The following is a 19,851-nucleotide window of genomic DNA, read 5'->3' as shown; positions in this document are numbered from 1 at the left end:
GTATTATCCTATTGATTGTTTCTTTCTGCGGGCCCGCAGGTATATTTTGCCCCATTCATTCACCAGCAGCGGTACTAAGCCTAAGGTCAGGACCATTAACCAACCGGCTGTGTCGAGCATGGTCAGGTTGAACGCTTTCCGCATGAAAGGAACGGCTATCACGACTAGTTGCAATGCCAGCCCCAGCACGATGGCGCCTATCAGGTACCTGTTCGAGAAAACGCCCAGCTGGAAAATGGATTTCGTCGGATGCCGCATGGCCAGCGCATAAAAGAGCTGGCAGGCCACTAGTGTCATAAAGGCCAGGGTTCTGGCGTTCTCCAGCGTGGCGACAGGCACAACATCATCAAAAGGGGTATAGCCGTGCTCATAGTAGCCAAACCAGAAAGCAAAAATGGTGAGGGCGCCGATCAGCAAACCGCCGCCCAACACACGCCAGCCCGCAATGCCGGTAAAGAAGCTTTCGTTCGGGTTGCGGGGCTTTTCCTGCATCACATCCGGGTCGCCGGGGTCCATGCCCAGCGCGACGGCCGGCATGGAGTCGGTGAGCAGGTTGATCCAAAGGAGCTGGGTGGCGATCAGAGGCGCTTCCCAGCCAATCATCAGCGTGATGAACATGGCCACCACCTCGCCCAGGTTGCAGTTCAGCAGAAAGAGCACGGCTTTCCGGATGTTGTTGTAGATGTTCCGGCCCTGCTCGATAGCCGATACAATCGTGGCAAAATTATCATCGGTCAGAATCATGTCTGATGCATTTTTGGCCACGTCTGTCCCCGTAATACCCATGGCCACCCCGATGTCGGCGGCATTGAGCGAGGGCGCATCGTTCACGCCATCTCCGGTCATCGACACCACATTGCCCTGCGCCTTGAGGGCACGCACAATCTTAACTTTGTGTTCCGGAGAAACCCGCGCAAAGATGCGGTAGTCATTGACCTTTTCGCTGAATTCGCGCTCGCTTAGCCTGTCTATCTCCTGACCCGTTATGGCTTGGTCCAGGTTATCGGCTATACCCAGTTCATGGGCGATGGCGAAGGCGGTGATCTTGTGGTCGCCCGTGATCATGATGGTATTGATGCCCGCCTCTTTTGCTTTGCGCACGGAGTCCTTCACCTCGGTTCTCGGAGGGTCCATCATCCCGACAAGCCCCAGCAAGATCAGGTCCTGCTCCATCTCGTCGGTGCCAATCACCGAGTCAACGGGCTTGTAGGCGACCCCCAGCGTACGAAGGGCCTGCTCCGACATGCGGGCGGTGGCTTCCTGCACCTGCTCTTTGTGTTTCTCAGAGATCGGGACCACCTGCCCTTTTTCGTGTACATGTGTGGTCAGCTGCAGGAGGTTGTCGATGGCGCCTTTGGTGTACACCGTATACCTGCCGTTTTCCTCGTTCAGGGTCGACATCAGTTTCCGGTCCGAATCAAACGAAAACTCGTCGATGCGTTTGTTTTGCCTGCATAATGCTTCGCGGTCTATCCCTAAGTCGTCTCCCAGTATCAACAGGGCGATTTCGGTGGGGTCGCCGGTTCCTTCGCCATTTTCGTAGGTGGCGTCGGAGCAGAGCACCATGGCTTTGGCGAGCAGCGCGGCATCGTTGGTAGGGGAGTTGCCCTTTTCCCGCTCCACGGCCACCTCCCCATCCGCGTTAAAGTACCTGAGCACCGTCATCTTGTTCTGGGTGAGCGTGCCCGTTTTGTCGGAACAGATGATGTTGACAGAGCCCAATGTCTCCACCGCTGGCAAACGCCTGATGATGGCGTTGCGTTTGGACATGCTCGTGACGCCAATCGAAAGCACAATGGCCACGATGGCGGCCAGTCCCTCGGGTATAGAGGCCACCGCCAGTGAAACCGAGATCAGGAACATCTCCGCCAAGTCTCTCCCTTGCAGCAGGGCCACCACAAAAATCAGCACACAGATGCCGATCGCGAATTTGCCAAGCGATTTGCCGAGTTTGTTCAGCCGGATCTCCAGCGGGGTTTTAGAATCTTCTTCTGTGTCGATGATGGTGGCGATCTTGCCCACCTCGGTCTGCATGCCAGTGCCCACGGCCACCCCCACGCCTCTGCCCGCCGTTACCAAGGTGGACATAAAGGCGGCATTGTCGCGGTCGCCAAGGGGTGTGTTAGGCGCTTTCAAGGTAATGGTGGCGTCTTTGGGCGAGGGAACGGACTCGCCGGTCAGGGCCGACTCCTCTATCTGCAGGTTGGCCGATTCGAGCAGGCGCAGGTCAGCGGCAATATACCTGCCGGCGTCCAGCACCAGGATGTCGCCCGGCACTACGGTTTCAGAGTCAACCTCTTTCACGACACCCTCGCGGCGCACGAGGGCTTTGGGGGAAGCTATCTTTTGCAGCGCTTCGATGGCATTGCCCGCCTTCACTTCCTGCACCACACCCAATACTGCATTGAGGATGATCACGGCCAGGATGATGATGGCGTCGATGTATTCGCCCATGAAAACGGTGATCACCACCGCGGCAAACAGCACGTAGATGAGCCAGTCCTGCAGCTGTGCCAGGAATAGCTGCAGGATGCTCTTCTTCTTTTTTGCAGTCAGCTTGTTAGGACCATACTTTTCCAGTCGGACTTTTACTTCCGCTTCGGAAAGTCCCTGAGCCGGGTCTACCGCCAGTTCTTTCAGAACAGCCTCTCTTGATTTGGAGAACCACATGTCGCTACGTCATTAGGGTGCGTCGAATACAGCAGGTTACTGAAAAACATGAGCAAAGCGGGCTTGCATTTTTCAGCAGCAGGTGTACGGGAATCATGCACAAGGTATAAAATGATGAGCAGTGCTGCTATACCTGTTTTTGTGGTCCGGGCTTATACCTGGCCAGGTATAGCTTCTCGATCAGTCCGAGCAGGTATAGCGACAGCATCAGCCACAGCAAACCCATGAGATAGCCTGCCGCTACGTCCGTCGCATAGTGTACCTTCAGGTATATACGGCTTAAGCCAACCAGCACCACAAACGAGGTGAAAAACAACGAAAGTACCCAACGCAACGCCTTGTTTTTAACGTTAGTCCAGATGATGTAAACGATAAGACCATGGAAAACGCCTCCGATCATGGTATGCCCGCTTGGGAAACTGAAGCCGGACATTTCGAGCAGGGAGAACGCCGGCCTCGGTCGCCCGAAATAATTTTTCAGAAACTGGTTAAGCAGAGAGGTGGTGAAAGAGATGATCAGAACCCGAAGCCCGTTCCAGCGCATGCCCTTGTAGAAGGAAAATACCAGCACCAACAAGGCGGGCATAACGATGAGGTAATGGTAGGAGCCCAGGAAAGAAATGGAGCGCATCGCACGGGTCATACCCGGTGAGCGAATATGATCGGAAAGGGCAAACAGCATTTGGTCAAAACCGGTGTCGCCGTCTGCAAACACATCATGGATGAGGTGGAACAGGACAAGCAGGCTAACCAGGAACAGCAGACCGATCAGGATTACTTTAACGGTAAGCAGCGCCACCAGGTGCCAGATCGTATGAAGTAGCCCCCTCATCAGAAAATCATCCGGCAATGCTCACACCGATCAATTTGCCGATGCCGTAGGTAATGGCCGCTGCAGCCAGGCCGAAGAGTACCTGCCGGAAGCCTGAAAACCAGATGCTCTTGCCCGTGAAAAGCGTAATGGCGGCGCCAATCACAAACAGTCCCAGCGCACTGAACGCCAGGCTCTGCAGGATGGCCGCGTAACCGGACGCGTAAAAAAAGGGAATGACAGGCAGTATGGCCCCGACGGCGAATAGGATGAAGGACATGATGGCCGCTTCCCAGGCAGAGCCTTTCAGTTCTTCGGCGTTTATACCCAGCTCTTCCTTCACCAGTATTTCATGGGCGTGTTCGGTGTCCAGAATAGCTGCTGCAGCCATTTGGTGGGCCTGTGCCTCGGGTATGCCCTTGGCGATGTAAATGAGGGCCAGTTCGCGCATCTCACCCTCCGGGTTGGTTTCGATTTCCAGCATTTCGAGTGCCATCTGCCGTTCGTACAACTCCTGTGAGCTCTTGACGGATATCCACTCGCCCAGGGCCATTGACAGGGCTCCGGCCAGCAAGCCGGCCATACCTGCCAGCAGGACGCCGCTTTGCCCGTCTGTGGCGCCGGCCACCCCCATCACCAGGCTCATGTTGGACACCAAACCGTCGTTTGCGCCCAGCACGGCAGCCCGCAGCGCGTTTCCCCCTATAGTGCGGTGCTTGCCTTCGATACGTGAAATGTGCTCGCCAGTGACTTTGATTTTGTTGTTGAGCAGAGTCTGCAGGATCCGGACATGGTTCGCTTCGTCACCGGAGATGGGGATGTGGCTTTTTTCTTTTTGTGCCAGCTGCGCGGCGGAGATGCTTTTTTCGGTATCCAGCAGCACCCCGATTACATAGCCATACCCGAACGTCTTCCCGATCCGGTCCAGCAAGCGGGCGCGCCAGGAGGGCGGGGGCAAGGCGACGGCTATCCCTTTGCTGCGCAGGCCGGCTTCCATTTTAGTGGCGTGTTCGTGCTCAATGGCACCCAGTTCCCGGAACATGCGGGCAATGGCCGGTACTTCTTCGGCTGCCGCGATGCGCTCATACAGAAAAGCGGCGTCTACCTCAGTCTGCAGACTGTCGGTGTACTTTTTATCTGGAAGGGTATCGGTCGTGGCCATGGGTTTAAACAGTTTAAACAGGAGTGCTTATTCTTCTTCTTTATTTTTCAGTTTCATCAGCAAGGCATATGCGCCTTTGGTGACATACGTCTGGCGCTCGGGCTGCAGCGTTGAGCTTGGCACCAGGGCCGTATACCCGTTCTCGGAATTGCCGGTCTGTGCTTCTACCAGCTCAAAAACACTGCTGTCCCGCGCCGTGAACACATATTGTTTGCTCCCGAAGCGCACGATTGCTTCCTCGGGCAAGGTATAGGCCTCCACGTTTTGCACCTCTATCTGCGCATTCATAAACATGCCTGGTATCAGGGTTGCGTCGGCTTTGTCTAAATGGCAATGCACTTCCACGGACCGGTCTTCGCTCACATCCTTGCCAATGTAGACGATCCGGGCAAGATACTTTTTCTCCGGTTGGTTAGCCCGGTACGCTTCCACTCGCTGCCCTATATCCAGCTTGTCCAGGTCTTTTTCAAACACGGTCAGCATGAGGTGCAGGTCGCGCGGGTCTACCAGTTCGAACAGCACATCCGTCGGCACCACATACTTGCCAACATTCACGTTCACCTTCGTCACATAGCCATCGATAGGGGAGAAGAGCCGGAGTTTTCGGGTGAGGTTATTTTCCGTTAGCTGTCCCGGGTTGATGCCCACCATGCGCAGTTTCTCGGCAAGGGCCTGCAGCAGCACCCGATGGCTTTGGTAGTCGGCCTTTGTCTGCTGAAACACCTTGTCGCTGCTGGCCTTGCTTTGGTTCAGCTCGCGCTGCCGGTTGTATTCCTGCTGCAGGTAAGCCAGCCGGGCCTTGGCAGTCAGGTAGTCCTGTTGTAACTGGATGTAAGTCTGGTCTTCCAGCTCTGCCATCAGTTGCCCTTTTTTCAGGTGCATGCCGGGCAGCAGCGTAGTTTTTTTCAGGTAGCCACCCAGCGGCACGCTTACAGAGATCATGCTTTGGGGAGGCGGCTCCATTACTCCGTTCACCTGTAGTATGGTAGCGATGGACTTGCGTTCGGGCCTGCCTGTCTGAACCCCTGCGTTCTGCATCTGCGCCGGGGAGAGCTGCACCAGGTTGGTCTCCTGCGGCTTATCGGCAGCGACGGAACCGGCGGGCTGCTCGGTGCCACAGCCGGTCAGCAGTGCCATTGTGGCGATCAGCGATAGAAGTAGTAGCTTTATCATGGCGTTATCTGTTTCCTGTGAGGGCTTTTATTTCAAGCAAACGTTGGTTGTAGCTTCTGATGGCGTCGAGGTAGCCGGCCTGCAGGGTGATGGCCTGGTTTGTGAGCAGCACCCATTCCAGGTAGTCTATTTCGCCGCCCCGGAACTGCTCATCGGCAGTTTGGATGATAGACGTGGCGCTGGGTAGGGCCGTCTGCTCGAAGTAGGAGAGGTTCTCGGCTGCCAGCCGGTACTGTGTCAGCGCCTTGCGCAGCTGTGTTTCCAGTAACAACCTGCCAGCCTGGTAGCTGTTGCGCGTAACCTGTTCCTGCAATCTGGCCGCCTGTATGCGCGCTCGCTGCGCTCCGAAAAACAAAGGCACGCCAACACCCATCTGCACCGCAGAAAACCGGTCGGAGGTGGAGTAGTATTTTTCCTGGCCTTCTATATTTTGAAGGCCTCTTATGCTCTGGTTGTTGTAGCCCAGCATCAGGTCCGGCAGCAGCCTGGACTGCTCTACTTTGGTCCTGGCCTGGTTCACCTCGTGTTGCTGCTGCAGGAACCTCAGATAAGGGTGCGCCTCCACAGCTGCCGTGTCGCCGGCAACAGGCAATGCCATCTTTAGCGGGCCTTCTGAGGGCAAATAGACTGTGTCCGTGTTGAGTAGCAACTGGAACTGGTGTTTCAGCGCGGTTAATTCCTGTTCGTTTTGTTTGAGCTGTATGCCCACCTGGCCGCGCTGTGTCTGGGCCGTGATCTTCTCCAGAACATTGCTGGCACCCTTGGCAAAGCGAAGTTCGGCGTTCCGCAGAAAACTGGCGTACAGGCTGTCGGTGCGGAGCAGCAGTTTTTGTCTCTCGCGGGTAAAACGCAAGTCGTAGAAAACCTGTGTCACCTGCCATTGCAGCTCGTATGCGCTCAGCTCCGTTCGCCGTGTGCCCTGTTGCCATTCACGCTCCAGCAGTTGCCTTTGCTGTGCGTACACCGTCGGGAACCGCATACTTTGGGAAACGACAAACCGCGTGTCCTTGTAGGCTGAGTTGATCTGCCCGTACTCGCCCGACAAGGCTGTCTGTGGAATATCCCAGGCCGTTCCCCGTAGCTTTTGCAGGCTTGCCTCCTGCAGGCGATCGTTTTGCAAGGGAACATGCTGCTGCAGGGCTTTGGATATGGCTTTTTCTAAAGAAATGGGCTGCTGCGCCGCAGACAGGTGGGGAAGAAGCAACAAGAGTAGAATTCCAGCTGAGGTGGCAATTGGCTTGCTTTTTTTGTCCTCATGATGGGCGCCTTTCTCGAAAAGGATGTAGAGCGTTGGCAGTACGAACAGCGTCAGGAAAGTGGCCACGATCAGACCACCGATTACGACGGTAGCCAGAGGGCGCTGTACTTCGGCCCCAGCGCCCGTGCTCAAAGCCATGGGCAGGAAGCCCATACTTGCTACGCTGGCCGTCATCAGTACCGGGCGCAGGCGTGTCTTGGTGCCTTCCAGCACGATTTCCTGCAGGCTCAGGCCTCCTCCGGCTAACCGAAGCCGATTGAACTCAGCCACCATCACGATCCCATTCAGCACGGCCACCCCAAACAAGGCGATAAAACCCACGCCCGCCGAAATACTGAACGGCATGCCCCGCAGCCAAAGGGCAAAGATGCCGCCGATAACCGACAAAGGTATAGCCGAGTAAATAAGCAACCCGTAGCGCACCGAGTGGAAGGCGAAGAATAACAGCAGGAAAATAAGCGCCAGTGAAATAGGAACTGCCACGGTCAGGCGTTTACGGGCGGCTTCCAGGTTTTCAAATTCGCCGCCGTACACCACGTAGTAGCCGGGTGGCAGCGTCAGCTGTTGCTGTACTTTTTGCTGCAGCTCATCCACTATGCTCTGCACATCGCGGCCGCGTACGTTAAAACCAATCATGATGCGCCGCTTGGCATCCTCACGCTGGATCTGGTAGGGGCCCTCTTCGAGTTGCACCTCCGCCAGCAGGTATAGGGGCACCTGTTGCCCGGAAGGGGTGGGTACCAGCAGGTTCCGCACATCGTTCAGGTTCTGGCGCAGTTCTCCCTGCAGCCGCACGACCAGGTCAAAGCGCCTTTCCCCCTCAAACACCAGGCCGCTGCTCACGCCGGCAAAGGCGGCATTCACGGTCCGGTTGATCTCGGCAATGTTGGAGCCGTGCTGTGCGATGGCGGCATGGTTGTACTTGATCACGATTTGAGGCATACCGGTCACTTTCTCCACGTAAAGGTCTGCGGTACCCTGGACGGTAGAGACCAGTTTTCCCATCCGGTTTGCGTAGAGCGCCAGCGTGTCCAGGTTTTCACCGAATATCTTGCACACCACATCCTGGCGGGCACCCGTCATCAGTTCGTTAAAGCGCATTTGCACGGGGTACTGGAGACCGGAGGTAATGCCGGGCACTTCCTGTATGGCGTGGCCCATTTTCTCGGCCAGCTCGTCGAAGGACGCGGCGGAGGTCCACTCCGCTTTTGGCTTCAGGATCACCATCATGTCGCTTGCCTCGATTGGCATGGGGTCGGTTGGGATTTCGCCGGAGCCTATTTTTGTCACGATCTTCTCTACTTCCGGGAAACGCTCCAACAGGATACCGGAAGCCTGTTGTGTTGCCCTGATGGTTGTGTTCAGGTTGCTGCCGGTGAGCACACGGGTATCCACGGCAAAGTCCCCTTCCTCCAGCGCAGGTATAAACTCGCCGCCCAACGACATCAGTACCAACACCGCACCCGCAAAAAGCGCCAAAGACGCCGCAATGACCGTTTTGGGGTATGCAAGTACCCGTCGCAGGTGCTGCTGGTAAAAATTCTCCAGTCTGGCCATCAGGCGGTCAGAGAAAGTAGGTTGATGGCTGATTCTTTTACTCAGAAACAGGGCGCTCATCATGGGCACATAGGTCAGCGACAGGATGGCGGCACCTATCAGGGCGAAGGAAACCGTCTGGGCCATCGGCTTGAACATTTTACCCTCTATCCCTACCAGCGCCATGATGGGCAGGTAGACAATCAGGATGATGATCTGGCCAAAAACAGCGCTGTTCATCATGCGACTGGCTGATTGCTTCACGGTATCGTCCATCTGGGATTGCGCCAGTTGTGTGGTGGTGGCAAACTGCCTGTTCGAATGGAGGGCGTGCAGCACCGCCTCGACGATGATCACGGCGCCATCCACGATCAGGCCGAAGTCCAGTGCGCCCAGGCTCATCAGGTTGCCGCTTACGCCAAACGTGTTCATCATGGTGACGGCAAAGAGCATGGAGAGCGGGATGACCGACGCCACGATCAGGCCTGCCCGCAGGTTGCCCAGGAACAGCACCAGTACAAAGACCACGATCAGGGCGCCTTCCAGCAGGTTTTTCTCGACGGTGCTGATGGCATTGTTCACCATCTTGGTGCGGTCCAGGAAGGGCTCGATCACCACGCCCTCCGGCAAAGACGCCTGCACCTGTGCGATGCGCTCTTTTACCAGCTTGATAACCTGGTTGCTGTTGGCCCCTTTCAGCATCATCACCACGGCTCCGGCTACTTCACCCTGATCGTTGTAGGTCATGGCGCCAAAGCGGTTGGCATGTCCATAGCCCACCTCCGCTACATCGCGCAGGTACAGGGGTGTGCCGCTCCCGGTGTTTTTCACGGCTATACCCCGTATATCATCCAGGTTACCGAGCAGTCCCTCGCTGCGGATAAAGAGCACGGCGTCGCCTTTGTCGATGTAGGAGCCGCCCGTGTTCTGGTTGTTGTTTTCCAGGGCCGTGAACACGTCGGCGATGGTGAGGCCGTGGGACTTGAGCCTGGAGGGGTCAATGGCGATTTCATACTGCTTCAGAAAGCCCCCGAAACTGCTCACATCGGCTACGCCCGGCACACCTAGCAGCTGGCGCCGCACGATCCAGTCTTGGATGGTGCGCAATTCCGTGGCATCGTATTTTTCTTCGTAACCGGCTTTGGGCCGGACCACGTACTGGTAGATCTCGCCCAGGCCGGTGGTGACAGGGCCCAACTCTGGCGTGCCCACGCCTTCCGGGATTTGTTGCTGCACGATTTGCAGCCGCTCCGCTACCTGCTGCCTGGCCCAGTAGACATCGATCCCATCTTCAAACACAATGGTGACCAGCGAAAGGCCGAAGCGGGAGAAGCTGCGGATCTCCATGATGCCGGGAATGTTGCTGTTGGCCAGTTCCACCGGAAAAGTGACGAGCCGCTCGATGTCCGGCGCACCCAGGGAGGGAGCTACCGTAATGACCTGTACCTGGTTGTTGGTGATGTCCGGCACCGCGTCGATCGGTAACCGGGTAACATTATATATACCGATGATTACCAACCCTATCACCAACAGCCCGATGATGAGCTTGTTGTGTATGGAAAAGGAAATGATCCTGGTCAGCATGCTTATTGGCCTGTCAGTAGGATGCCGCTATTCATTTTCATACCTGTCAGGTTTAACCCTATAGCCATGCCCGACCTGGCCAAAAGACGGACAACCGCTCCCGCTTTCACTGTGTGTTGGCCCCGAACCATACCCCAAAGCAGGGCAGAGGCCCCAGTCAACGTTCTTTGAACCGGGATATGATGCAGTAGCAAGTGTATGTGGGTAGCTTTCAAAAGCGTGAATCAAATAAAATTTGTATTTGATTGTTGTTTTTTAGTGTTATACGTATTTAAGGTTTCAAGTACGGATGGTAAAGCTCGAAATCGTAAATAGCTCGGAATACCTATGAGCATGAAAAAACGAATCTTGGTTACAGGCAGTGCAGGCTTCATCGGGCATCATGTCGTGATGGCTTTGCGGGAGGCACAATTTGAGGTAGTGGGGCTTGATGTCATCAATCATTACTATGATCCGGCCCTGAAATACGATCGCCTCAAAGAACAGGGCTTTGACAGATCCCGGATCGGGTACAATACCTGCATCCGCAGTTCCGACAATCCCTCCCGACAGTTTATCCTGCTTGATCTAACAGATGCAAGGACCCTTGAGAAGCTCTTTCAGGAACAAGCATTTGACATCGTGGTACACCTGGCCGCGCAGGCCGGGGTGCTGTACAGCCTGGAAAACCCGATGGCTTATGTGGAGAGCAACCTGGTAGGATTCGCCAACATGCTGGAAGCTTGCCGGAAACATCCGGTGAAACACTTCCTCTTTGCCTCCTCCAGTTCGGTTTACGGCCAGAATCTGGAGATCCCCTTTTCGACCAGCCATAGGACAGACCAGCCGATTTCTTTCTATGCCGCCACCAAAAAGGCGAACGAAGTAATGGCGCACAGCTATGCCCATTTGTATGGTATACCAACCACGGGCATGCGCTTTTTCACCGTGTATGGTCCCTGGGGCAGACCGGACATGGCCTGCCTGCAATTCGCCAGATGCATTGCCGAGGAACGTACCATCCGGCTTTACAACCAAGGGAACATGTGGCGCGATTTTACCTACATCGACGATGTGGTGACCGCCGTAACGAAACTGCTGCTACGCGCACCAAAGGTTGCTAACAAGAAGCGTGCTCCCGAAGCGCCCTATCGCCTGTACAATATTGGCCATAACCAGCCCGTGCAGTTGCTCGAGATGGTGGCGCTGCTGGAGCGTGGCTTGCATAAAAAGGCCAGTATCGACCTGCTGTCCATGCAGCCGGGCGATGTGCCTGTAACCTATGCCGATGTGGAGTCGCTGGTGACGGCCATCGGGTATAGGCCGCGCACCAGCCTGGCGGAAGGTATAGGGAAGTTTCTGGATTGGTTTAAAGCCTACTATACGGCACACCCTGTTGAAAAAGCAGCCTGATAAGGGTTTGGGCATTCACTGGATTTAAAAAAAGCAAGGTATGGTAAATGAACACTACAATGAGGGGCCTGCAAAACCTACCCTCACGATTCTTGTTCCCGTCTTTAACGAAGCGGAATGCCTCCTGCGGTTGAGCGAGGCGGTGGACGCCTTTCTTCCGCAGTCCCCGATACCGGCGGAGGTGTTGTTCATCAACGATGGGTCGACTGACGACAGCTTGTCCATGATCCGGGAGATATGCGGGCGCAAAAATCTGTACAACTACATTTCGCTGAGCCGTAACAGTGGCCTGAGCACGGCCATCAAAGCAGGTATAGATCATTGCCAAAGCACGTACATCGGCTACATCGACTCCGACCTGCAGACGTCGCCAATGGATTTTCTGCTGTTCTTCGAGCATCTGCCCGAGCACCAGATGATATGCGGCATCCGGATGAAGCGAAAGGATACGTTTGTGAAGAAAATCTCCTCCAGGATCGCCAACGGTTTCAGGCGGCGCATGATCAACGATGGGATTGTCGACACCGGTTGTCCGCTCAAAATCATGGATGCGGTGTTTGCCAGACGCGTCCCTTTTTTCGACGGCATGCATCGCTTCCTGCCTGCGCTTATCCAACTGCAGGGCGGAAAGGTAAAGCAGATACCGGTGCAGCATTTTGAACGCTACGCAGGCACTTCCAAATACCACCTGTTCAACCGCCTCTGGGGTCCGCTGAACGATACCTTCGCCTTCCGTTGGATGCGCAAACGCTACATCCGGTATACCATCTCTGAGCAATTCATCAACAAGGCGGCAGTGCGGCATGAGCAGGTCTGAAATAGGCATATTGAGTCTGGGACTGATGGCGCAGGCGCTGTTCTCTGCCCGCATACTGGTGCAATGGATCACATCGGAGCGGGCGGGCAGGGTGCTGTCGCCCACTTCGTTCTGGACCTTCAGCCTGCTGGCGTCTTTCCTGCTGATGCTCTACGGGATGTTCCGCCAGGATCTGGTCATCATTGGCGGGCAAGTGATCTCATACCTGATCTACCTGCGCAATCTGCAGTTCAAAGGGGTTTGGAATGAGTTGCCTGGCTCGGTGCGGTGGCCGGCGGTGCTGTTCCCGTTGGGGGCAGTGGTCTGGTTGGTTTTCGGGGATGCGTATAGCCTGACGTATATCTGGGAGCACAGCAAGGTCTCGGGTTTGCTCATAGCCTGGGGTGGGGCGGGGCAGGTCATCTTCACGCTGCGTTTTGTGTACCAGTGGTATTACTCAGAACTTGCCCAGGAATCCATCTTGCCGAACGGTTTCTGGGTGATCAGCCTGGTCGGCAGTCTGATGATCGTGACCTATGCCGTCCTGCGCCTGGATCCGGTATTGCTGCTGGGGCAGGTGGTCGGCGTAGTGGCCTATAGCCGGAACCTATACCTGGGGCTGCAAAAACAATCTGCTAGCCAACGCACTGTTTCCTGATTGGATATGAAGCGAGCTTTTGCGGGTCTGCGCCACCATACCCTTGTGGCAGCATTGCTTTTTTTGTTGTTGCTGGTCCTGCTCTATAACCTGGGCGGCTGGGGTTTGGTGGAAACCAGCGAAGCCCGGTACGCCGAGATCAGCCGGGAAATGCTGCTGAGTGGTGACTGGTTGTACCCCCACCTGCTCGGAATCCAGCACTTTCACAAGCCCCCCATCACTTATATGATTTCTGCCGCAGGTATGGGCCTGTTCGGTGTGAATGAATTCGGGGTGCGTTTTTTCCTGCAAATCTCTTTGCTTGCGCAGGCCTTGCTGGTATACCGCATCGCGCGGGAGCTATTTCAGTCACGCAAAATAGCATTCACCGCACTGGTCATTTACGTGACCTTGCCTGCCGTTCTGATCGCTGCCCGCAACCTGACGACGGACTCATTTCTGGCTACGTTCGAATTGCTGGCCATTTGGGCCTGGATGAAGTATAAACCAAGCAAAAAGCCGTCCTGGCTATACCTGTTCTACCTGGCACTGGCCCTCGCATTTCTGACCAAAGGCCCGGTGGGCCTGATCTTTCCTGTGCTCGTCGTGCTAGGTTATAGGGTAAAAGGAGCAAACGCTCGTCCCAGTCTCATGCATCACTTGGTAGGCCTCTCGCTTTTTCTGATCTTAAGCGCCTCCTGGTATGTGTACCTGATGTGGCAAAACAGGCAGTTTGTCGATTACTTCCTGCTCAACCACATCGTGAAGCGCTATACCAGTCCGGAAACCTTTGGGCGGTCCCAACCGTGGTGGTTTTACCTGGCCTTTATACCTGTTCTGAGCCTGCCCTGGTCGGCCATGCTGCTGCTTCATTTACCTGCACTTCGAAAATTAGTGCCGGAACAGAAGCGGCTTTTTGTGCTCTGGCTACTCGTGCCGCTTCTTTTTTTCTCATTCTCAAGTTCCAAGCTGATCCTGTACGTCCTGCCGATGCTGGCAGGTATAGCCCTGCTGATTTCCTGGTTGCTTTACCAGCTGACCGCAAACGAGCTACGGATTATCTCCAGAATCACCTTCGTATACCTGGGCCTGGTTGTCCTTGGCCTGGTCCTGCTCCGGTTCCTGCCGCTGGGCTACACCGTCCCCTTGCCTCTGGTTCTATTTGCTGTGCTGATGCTGGGGGTGTTATACTTGCTTTGGCGGTACATGAGGCAAAGTATACAACAAGTAGTGGCTGCTGTGCTTGCCTTCACCATATTTCTGATTCCTTTATCGACGCACATCCTGGGTGCCAATGCGGTGCAGATGAACTCCAGTAGAGCGGTGGCCAATCTGATCAGGGAGGAGAATCTGCAGGGGCGAACCATCGTCGTCTATGACCGTCTGCTGCCCTCCCTGGCATTTGCCTTAAACAAGGACATCGTATCGGTGAGCGATCAACACCACAGCCTTAAACGCGAAACACAGTTTGAAACAGGCAATGCCTGGCGCAATCATCTGCTCCGTATTCAGGACAGGCAGGACTCCACCAGGCTTCGGGAATTGCTGAACAGCCAGGCTGTTCTTGTATCTAAAAGGGAATTGCCAGCCAACCGGAACTGGCTGAGAAGTCAGTTGCTCCATAGCAGGCAGGTGGGAGTCTGGATGGTGTATTACTAAACTGCTTGCGTATCGAAGCGTGAGGCCTTTTGCCTGTCAGGCAATTTTCAAGTATAGCTAAGCAAGGCCTTCCGGCAGATTTCACGGCCCAGCTCGATCTGGCTTTTGGCTTTGTAGAATTCGAAAATAGAGCAGGAGTTCACCGGTATTTCCACCAGCACATCGGGCGGGTGTACCTGTAGCATCAAACTGGTCAGGCGGTCCTGTGTCATTTGGTAGGCCAGCAACAGCAGCTTTCTTAAAGAGTAATCCGAGAGTGGCGAGAAGTCACCGGAAGCGTTTTGGGTGTCCTGGCCGGTCAGGTGCATCCATTTCCAGAGGGCCGACACAGCCTCCGGACGCTCGTTCACTTTGAGCATCGGCCTGTCTTCGGTAGCCGGGCCGTTCAGATTGACCGCCACCACCAGGTCGTTCTCCTTTTTACGCACCAGGTTGAGGGGGAGTGGGTTAAGCACACCGCCATCCACCAGAAACTGTCCGTTTTCAAGCACGGGCGTAAATACGCCAGGTATAGCAATGGAGGCACGCAGGGCTTTATACAGGTCACCGGAGGTGTAATTGACTTCCTCATTTCGGAGCATATCGGTGGCCACGGCTGTAAAGGGAACCTTCAGGTTTTCTATTTCCTGAGGGCCTGTCACCTCACGCAGCAGGTTGAATACTTTTTCGCCTTTGAGAAAGCCCTGCCTTGTAAAGGTGAAGTCGAGCAGGTTGAAGACAGCACTTCTGGTCAGGGTGAGCACCCATTCTTTGTAAGCCTGGTTATACCCCGCAGCGTACAGACCGCCTACCACGGCTCCCATTGAGCAGCCGATGACGCTGGCGATCTCAAAGCCGTTCTCCTCCAGCACCTCGATGACGCCGATGTGTGCCAATCCGCGCGCGCCGCCGCTTCCAAGCACCAGATGTACCTTCCTGTGTTCCATGCTGCACCAAGTTATAATTTTTTCATCCAACATCTTCGTAACAGTCACCAACTAGTCCAAAAATCAATGCCAAAGGAGGTGGGCTGCACTAAGTTTAAAAGGAGGGTGAAGGCCAGCATTACTATATATTCTTGTCCAATTACTCAACCCCTACAGGCAATTTTCGTTTAGCCCTCTGAACCTCCATAACATTAGCTTAGCAGGGTGTTTTCATTCGATTCATTAAGTTTGTATGAATAAAATCTACTCGTTCGTCTACAGAGAACAAACCAGACTGACAGTTTTTATAGTATTCTTTTTAGTAGTGGCATTTTCAGGGTTCAGAAGCACGGCCGCTTCGTCTACTTATGCCTTTTTTGCTTCTGCACCCGCCTCAGTTAAAGCGCAGCCCTCCTTAGTAGGTGCCATCACCCTTCAGTGGAATGCCGTAACAGGTGCCACCCAGTATGTGGTGGAGCGTTCGCTGTTTGCAAACAACGGCTTTCAGGCGCACGCCACCGTTGCCGCCACCAGCGGCAAAACGATCTATACCTACCGCGATACCGGTCTGGGCTACGATGAACGATATTACTACCGCGTGAAAGCCGTGACGAGCTCCGGTGACTCGCCCTGGAGTAGTACGGTGAACGCCACAACGCATGCGCAGAACAAGACCTTCAACATCATGCCGCTTGGCGATTCCAACACCCACGGCACCAAATTCAGTGACACCCGACCAGACGCGCAGCGCATCGCTTACCGCAAGCAGCTCTACGACCTGCTGATGGGGGTTAATGCCAAGTTCACCTATGTGGGCAGTGAGCGCTCGGGTAGTGCCACGCTGGCAAACGATCAGCACGCAGGTTTTTCGGGATCCCGCACCGGCGACATTTTGAGTCTGCTGCGCACCGGCAGTTACCGCAATCAGGCAAACGAGCTGGTGACTTCAGGTGGCAGTGGCCTATACCTCGACCGCTTTAACCCGGATGTCGTGCTCCTGCACCTGGGCACCAACGGCGGCCAGTGGGGCGTCACCGACGACGAGCAGGCCATTGCGGAGATGGCCGCCATACTCGACGAAGTGGATGCCTATGAAGCCAGAGCCAACAAAGAGGTAACCGTCCTGCTGGGGCTCATCATCAACCGTGTTCCGCAGGAAAATGACCCGGCGGCGGTGGAGTATACCTCGCGTTTCAATGCGAAAGTGGCAGCCATGGCTGAGAACCGCATCAAAACTAAAAGTGACCGGCTGATTGTGGTGGACATGGAAAAAGCGGCCGGCATCATCTACAAATTGGCAGGCAATGGCGGAGACATGGACGACAGCTTGCACCCGGCACCATCCGGCTATCAGAAAATGGCCAACCAGTGGTTTAAGGTCCTGAACCCGCTCCTGAAGCCAGCCAGTATTACCGCCAGCAACCCGGAAACCACCATCACCAGGAAACCGACCGAAATCTCCAAAGAGAAGTCGGCCACCTTTGAATTTGCCAGCAATAAAAGCCCTGTATACTTTGAAGTGAGCCTGAACGGAGGGGCTTATGAAGCTGTCAGCAATCCGTATACCTTGAGCAACCTGGCCGACGGGCGCTATACTTTATCGGTGCGGGCTGTGGATGCGGGCGGGCGAAAAGACGCCACACCGGCCACCTATACCTGGACCATCATCACAGAGCCTCCCACACCGCCTACTTTCACAGCTGTAACCGAAGACCGGGGGCCGGTTAACAATGATCGTGTGACTTCTGACAACACCATCCGTCTGGCTGGCAAGGCGCAGAATGGGGTAGAGGTGACCGTGAGCGAAGCCGAACGTGGCGTGTTGGGCAAAGTAAAAGCAAACGACAGCGGCGACTGGATTTTCAATCACGAAGGCACTGTCCTGCCCGCGGGTGTTTACCGTTTCACCGCTGTCGCAACTGATATTGCGGGCAACGAGAGCAAGGTCAGCAGCACCTTTACCGTCACCATCGACCTGACCCGTCCGGATGTTACTATTAGTTCTGATGCAAAAGCGCCGGTGACCAAAGCTTTCCCTGTCCAGCTCAAGTTCACGGAAGAGGTATACGGACTTGCTGCCGCCGACATTGCTGTGACGGGCGCAACCCTGAGCGATCTGAAAGAAGTAGACAAGTCCACCTACACCGCCACCATCACCCCACCTGCCAACGGACAGGGTACAGTAACCATCATTCTAGCCGCCGACAAAGCGACCGACATGGCGGGCAACGCCAACACAGCCTCTAATAAACTGGAGATCGCCTACGACCTGAAGCGCCCGAAAGTGACATTGAGTTCTGATGCCCCGCAGCTCGTGAAAGCACCGTTTACGGTGAAATTCACTTTTGATGAGGCCGTGACAGGCTTTGCGGCAGCTGATATCAGTGTGCAGAACGGGACGGCAGGCAACCTGAAGGCTGAGAGCGCCACGGTGTATACGGCCACCATCAACCTGTCATCCGACGGAGAAGTAGTGGTGCGTCTGTCGGAGAACAAGGCAACCGACGAAGCCGACAATGGCAACGAAGCCTCTGCCGAGTTGAAGCGCCTCTATGACATGGCCCCGCCAACCGTTATGCTGGCCACCACGGCGGGTGAATTGACGAATGCCGCTATACCTGTCACGGTCACGTTCAGCGAGCCTGTGTCCGGCCTTGCCCTGGCCTCCTTCAGCGCGACCAATGGCAAACTGAGCAACCTGCAGAAAACCGACAACACGACCTATACTGTTGTGTTGACGCCCGAGAAAGACGGGGAAGTTAGCCTGCAACTGGCCGCTGGTAAAGTGGAAGACCAGGCCGGCAACGGCAACACGGCCTCGAATGTCCTCAAACGCCGGTACGATGCCACAGCGCCCACCGTGGTGCTGAGCACAGACGCTCCGGAGCTGACTAACAAGCCTTTTACCGTGAACTTCCGATTCAGTGAAGCGGTCGAAGGGTTCGCTGTCACCGATATATCTGTAGCAAATGGAGCAGCCAGCGAATTTAAGAAAACTGACGATCAGGCGTTTAGCGCCGTGATCAGGCCGTCAGCCGATGGCGAAGTGACGGTTCGACTCGTGGCAGGTATAGCACAGGACGCGGCAGGCAACCCCAATGCTGCCTCCAACGCGTTAAGCGTACGGTTTGACGGAACCGGTCCTTCCGGCTATACCGTGGCTTTTGGCACCGAAAAAGTAGACCACAGCAACCAGAAGCAGGTTTCCTTCAGCGTGAAAGGAGCAGAGCAGACCGCCGTTTACTTCTATACCATTAGCAGCGACAAGGGCGGTACTGATGTGAATGGCACTGCTAACTCGACGGCTTCTTCCTTCCAAGTCGAGAAGCTTGACCTGAGCGGTTTGCATGACGGCACACTCACCCTCACGTTCTACCAGGTGGACGCCGCCGGTAACCGGGGTGCGGATGCCACGGCACAGGTGGTGAAGATGACCAAGAACATTGCGACTGTCAATAATCTGGAGGCGATCAGGGTCAAGTTCCGGACCAGCTTCGAGGACCTGCCGCTGCCAACGCAAGTGAAGGTGCGCTATACCAATGGCGAGGAAGAAGAGCTGGAGGTAAAATGGCAGCAGGGCGACTACAATGGACTAAAGCCCGGCACTTATACCTTAAACGGCGAGCTGGTGCTGAAGCCAAATACGACCAATCAGGACAATCGCATGGCTACCATTACCGTGACCGTGGAGCCAAATCTGCCGCCGACAGCCATTGCCATCAGCCAAAACTCATTCAAACCGAACGCAAGTTCCGATGAAGTGCTGCTGACCTTCAGTACCACCGATCCGGATGATGAAACCCATACCTATACCTTTGTGAGCGGACAGGGCGCCGAACACAACAATTACTTTGAGCTTAGAGACGACAAGCTATACCTGAAGTCAACTGCCGGATTGACGGGCATCCGCAACTTCCAGATCCGCGTGCGCACCACCGATCCTTTCCAGAACAGCTTCGAGCAGACCTTTACCCTGAACAAGGAGGTATACCAGCCGGCCAACCCGATCAAACTGGTGAATGCCTTCTCGCCCGACGGAGACGGGGTGAACGACACCTGGACCGTGCCTGAACTCAAATTTTACGATGAGATCAGCATCCAGGTGTTTGACCGTGCAGGCAGGAGACTCTTCCATACCACCAATCCTGAGCAGGGCTGGGACGGCCGCAGTCAGGATGGGCAAGTCAAGGAGGGCTCTTATTTCTACATCATCGAGGTGAAGGATATCAACCTGGTGCAGAAGGGTGTATTAACAGTACTTAAGTAAG

General features: G+C 55.2%; 11 protein-coding genes. 5 read left to right on the top strand and 6 right to left on the bottom strand.

Annotation, left to right across the window (positions count from 1 at the left end):
• Window positions 1-3 precede the first annotated feature (3 nt).
• The 5 genes from IEV97_RS10045 to IEV97_RS10025 form a co-directional block, all read right to left on the bottom strand.
• Window positions 4-2,670: a cation-translocating P-type ATPase gene (locus tag IEV97_RS10045; protein WP_188501378.1), complete on the bottom strand. Its 2,667-nt coding sequence runs from the start codon at window positions 2,668-2,670 to the stop codon at window positions 4-6.
• 127 nt (window positions 2,671-2,797) lie between these two features.
• Complete coding sequence (locus IEV97_RS10040; protein WP_188501377.1) at window positions 2,798-3,502, bottom strand: phosphatase PAP2 family protein; 705 nt, start codon at window positions 3,500-3,502, stop codon at window positions 2,798-2,800.
• 7 nt (window positions 3,503-3,509) lie between these two features.
• Window positions 3,510-4,643 (bottom strand): VIT1/CCC1 transporter family protein, encoded by a 1,134-nt coding sequence (locus IEV97_RS10035; protein WP_188501376.1) that lies wholly within the window; start codon window positions 4,641-4,643, stop codon window positions 3,510-3,512.
• A 27-nt stretch (window positions 4,644-4,670) separates the two neighbouring features.
• Window positions 4,671-5,816, bottom strand: a complete 1,146-nt coding sequence (locus tag IEV97_RS10030; RefSeq protein ID WP_188501375.1) for an efflux RND transporter periplasmic adaptor subunit — start codon at window positions 5,814-5,816, stop codon at window positions 4,671-4,673.
• Window positions 5,817-5,820: 4 nt separating this feature from the next.
• Window positions 5,821-10,194 (bottom strand): CusA/CzcA family heavy metal efflux RND transporter, encoded by a 4,374-nt coding sequence (locus IEV97_RS10025; protein ID WP_188501374.1) that lies wholly within the window; start codon window positions 10,192-10,194, stop codon window positions 5,821-5,823.
• Window positions 10,195-10,527: 333 nt separating this feature from the next.
• On the opposite strand from IEV97_RS10025, the gene IEV97_RS10020 reads away from it, so the two are divergent.
• From IEV97_RS10020 to IEV97_RS10005, 4 genes are read left to right on the top strand one after another with little or no spacing between them, the layout of a single operon-like run.
• Window positions 10,528-11,586, top strand: coding sequence for an NAD-dependent epimerase/dehydratase family protein (locus tag IEV97_RS10020; RefSeq protein WP_188501373.1), 1,059 nt, complete (start codon window positions 10,528-10,530; stop codon window positions 11,584-11,586).
• Between the two features lie 40 nt (window positions 11,587-11,626).
• Window positions 11,627-12,403 carry a glycosyltransferase gene (locus tag IEV97_RS10015; protein WP_188501372.1) on the top strand — a complete coding sequence of 259 codons (777 nt, stop codon included), beginning with the start codon at window positions 11,627-11,629 and terminating at the stop codon, window positions 12,401-12,403.
• Complete coding sequence (locus IEV97_RS10010) at window positions 12,390-13,040, top strand: lipid-A-disaccharide synthase N-terminal domain-containing protein (protein WP_188501371.1); 651 nt, start codon at window positions 12,390-12,392, stop codon at window positions 13,038-13,040. Before IEV97_RS10015 ends, IEV97_RS10010 begins: the two co-directional genes overlap by 14 nt.
• Before the next feature lie 6 nt (window positions 13,041-13,046).
• The gene (locus IEV97_RS10005) at window positions 13,047-14,678 is read left to right on the top strand and encodes a phospholipid carrier-dependent glycosyltransferase (protein WP_188501370.1); all 1,632 of its coding nucleotides are present in this window, start codon (window positions 13,047-13,049) and stop codon (window positions 14,676-14,678) included.
• 47 nt (window positions 14,679-14,725) lie between these two features.
• Here IEV97_RS10005 and IEV97_RS10000 read toward each other — a convergent pair whose 3' ends face one another.
• A complete protein-coding gene (locus IEV97_RS10000) occupies window positions 14,726-15,604 on the bottom strand; it encodes a patatin-like phospholipase family protein (protein ID WP_188501369.1) in 879 nt (292 codons plus the stop codon).
• Between the two features lie 232 nt (window positions 15,605-15,836).
• Here IEV97_RS10000 and IEV97_RS09995 point away from each other — a divergent pair, with 232 nt between their 5' ends.
• Window positions 15,837-19,850, top strand: a complete 4,014-nt coding sequence (locus IEV97_RS09995; RefSeq protein ID WP_188501368.1) for an Ig-like domain-containing protein — start codon at window positions 15,837-15,839, stop codon at window positions 19,848-19,850.
• Window position 19,851 lies beyond the last annotated feature (1 nt).

The sequence above is a fragment of the Pontibacter amylolyticus genome, assembly GCF_014638845.1.
GTDB lineage: Bacteria > Bacteroidota > Bacteroidia > Cytophagales > Hymenobacteraceae > Pontibacter > Pontibacter amylolyticus.
Note: the sequence above shows the minus strand (reverse complement) of the source record. Positions and strands in the feature narration are given on the sequence as shown.

What these genes read in the sequence shown, in the direction of transcription:
- IEV97_RS10015 (WP_188501372.1), top strand. Translation starts at nt 11,627, where the DNA reads ATGGTAAATGAACACTACAATGAGGGGCCTGCAAAACCTACCCTCACG.
- IEV97_RS09995 (WP_188501368.1), top strand. Translation starts at nt 15,837, where the DNA reads ATGAATAAAATCTACTCGTTCGTCTACAGAGAACAAACCAGACTGACA.
- IEV97_RS10030 (WP_188501375.1), bottom strand. Translation starts at nt 5,816, where the DNA reads ATGATAAAGCTACTACTTCTATCGCTGATCGCCACAATGGCACTGCTG.
- IEV97_RS10000 (WP_188501369.1), bottom strand. Translation starts at nt 15,604, where the DNA reads ATGGAACACAGGAAGGTACATCTGGTGCTTGGAAGCGGCGGCGCGCGC.
- IEV97_RS10035 (WP_188501376.1), bottom strand. Translation starts at nt 4,643, where the DNA reads ATGGCCACGACCGATACCCTTCCAGATAAAAAGTACACCGACAGTCTG.
- IEV97_RS10020 (WP_188501373.1), top strand. Translation starts at nt 10,528, where the DNA reads ATGAAAAAACGAATCTTGGTTACAGGCAGTGCAGGCTTCATCGGGCAT.
- IEV97_RS10040 (WP_188501377.1), bottom strand. Translation starts at nt 3,502, where the DNA reads ATGAGGGGGCTACTTCATACGATCTGGCACCTGGTGGCGCTGCTTACC.
- IEV97_RS10010 (WP_188501371.1), top strand. Translation starts at nt 12,390, where the DNA reads ATGAGCAGGTCTGAAATAGGCATATTGAGTCTGGGACTGATGGCGCAG.
- IEV97_RS10005 (WP_188501370.1), top strand. Translation starts at nt 13,047, where the DNA reads ATGAAGCGAGCTTTTGCGGGTCTGCGCCACCATACCCTTGTGGCAGCA.
- IEV97_RS10025 (WP_188501374.1), bottom strand. Translation starts at nt 10,194, where the DNA reads ATGCTGACCAGGATCATTTCCTTTTCCATACACAACAAGCTCATCATC.
- IEV97_RS10045 (WP_188501378.1), bottom strand. Translation starts at nt 2,670, where the DNA reads ATGTGGTTCTCCAAATCAAGAGAGGCTGTTCTGAAAGAACTGGCGGTA.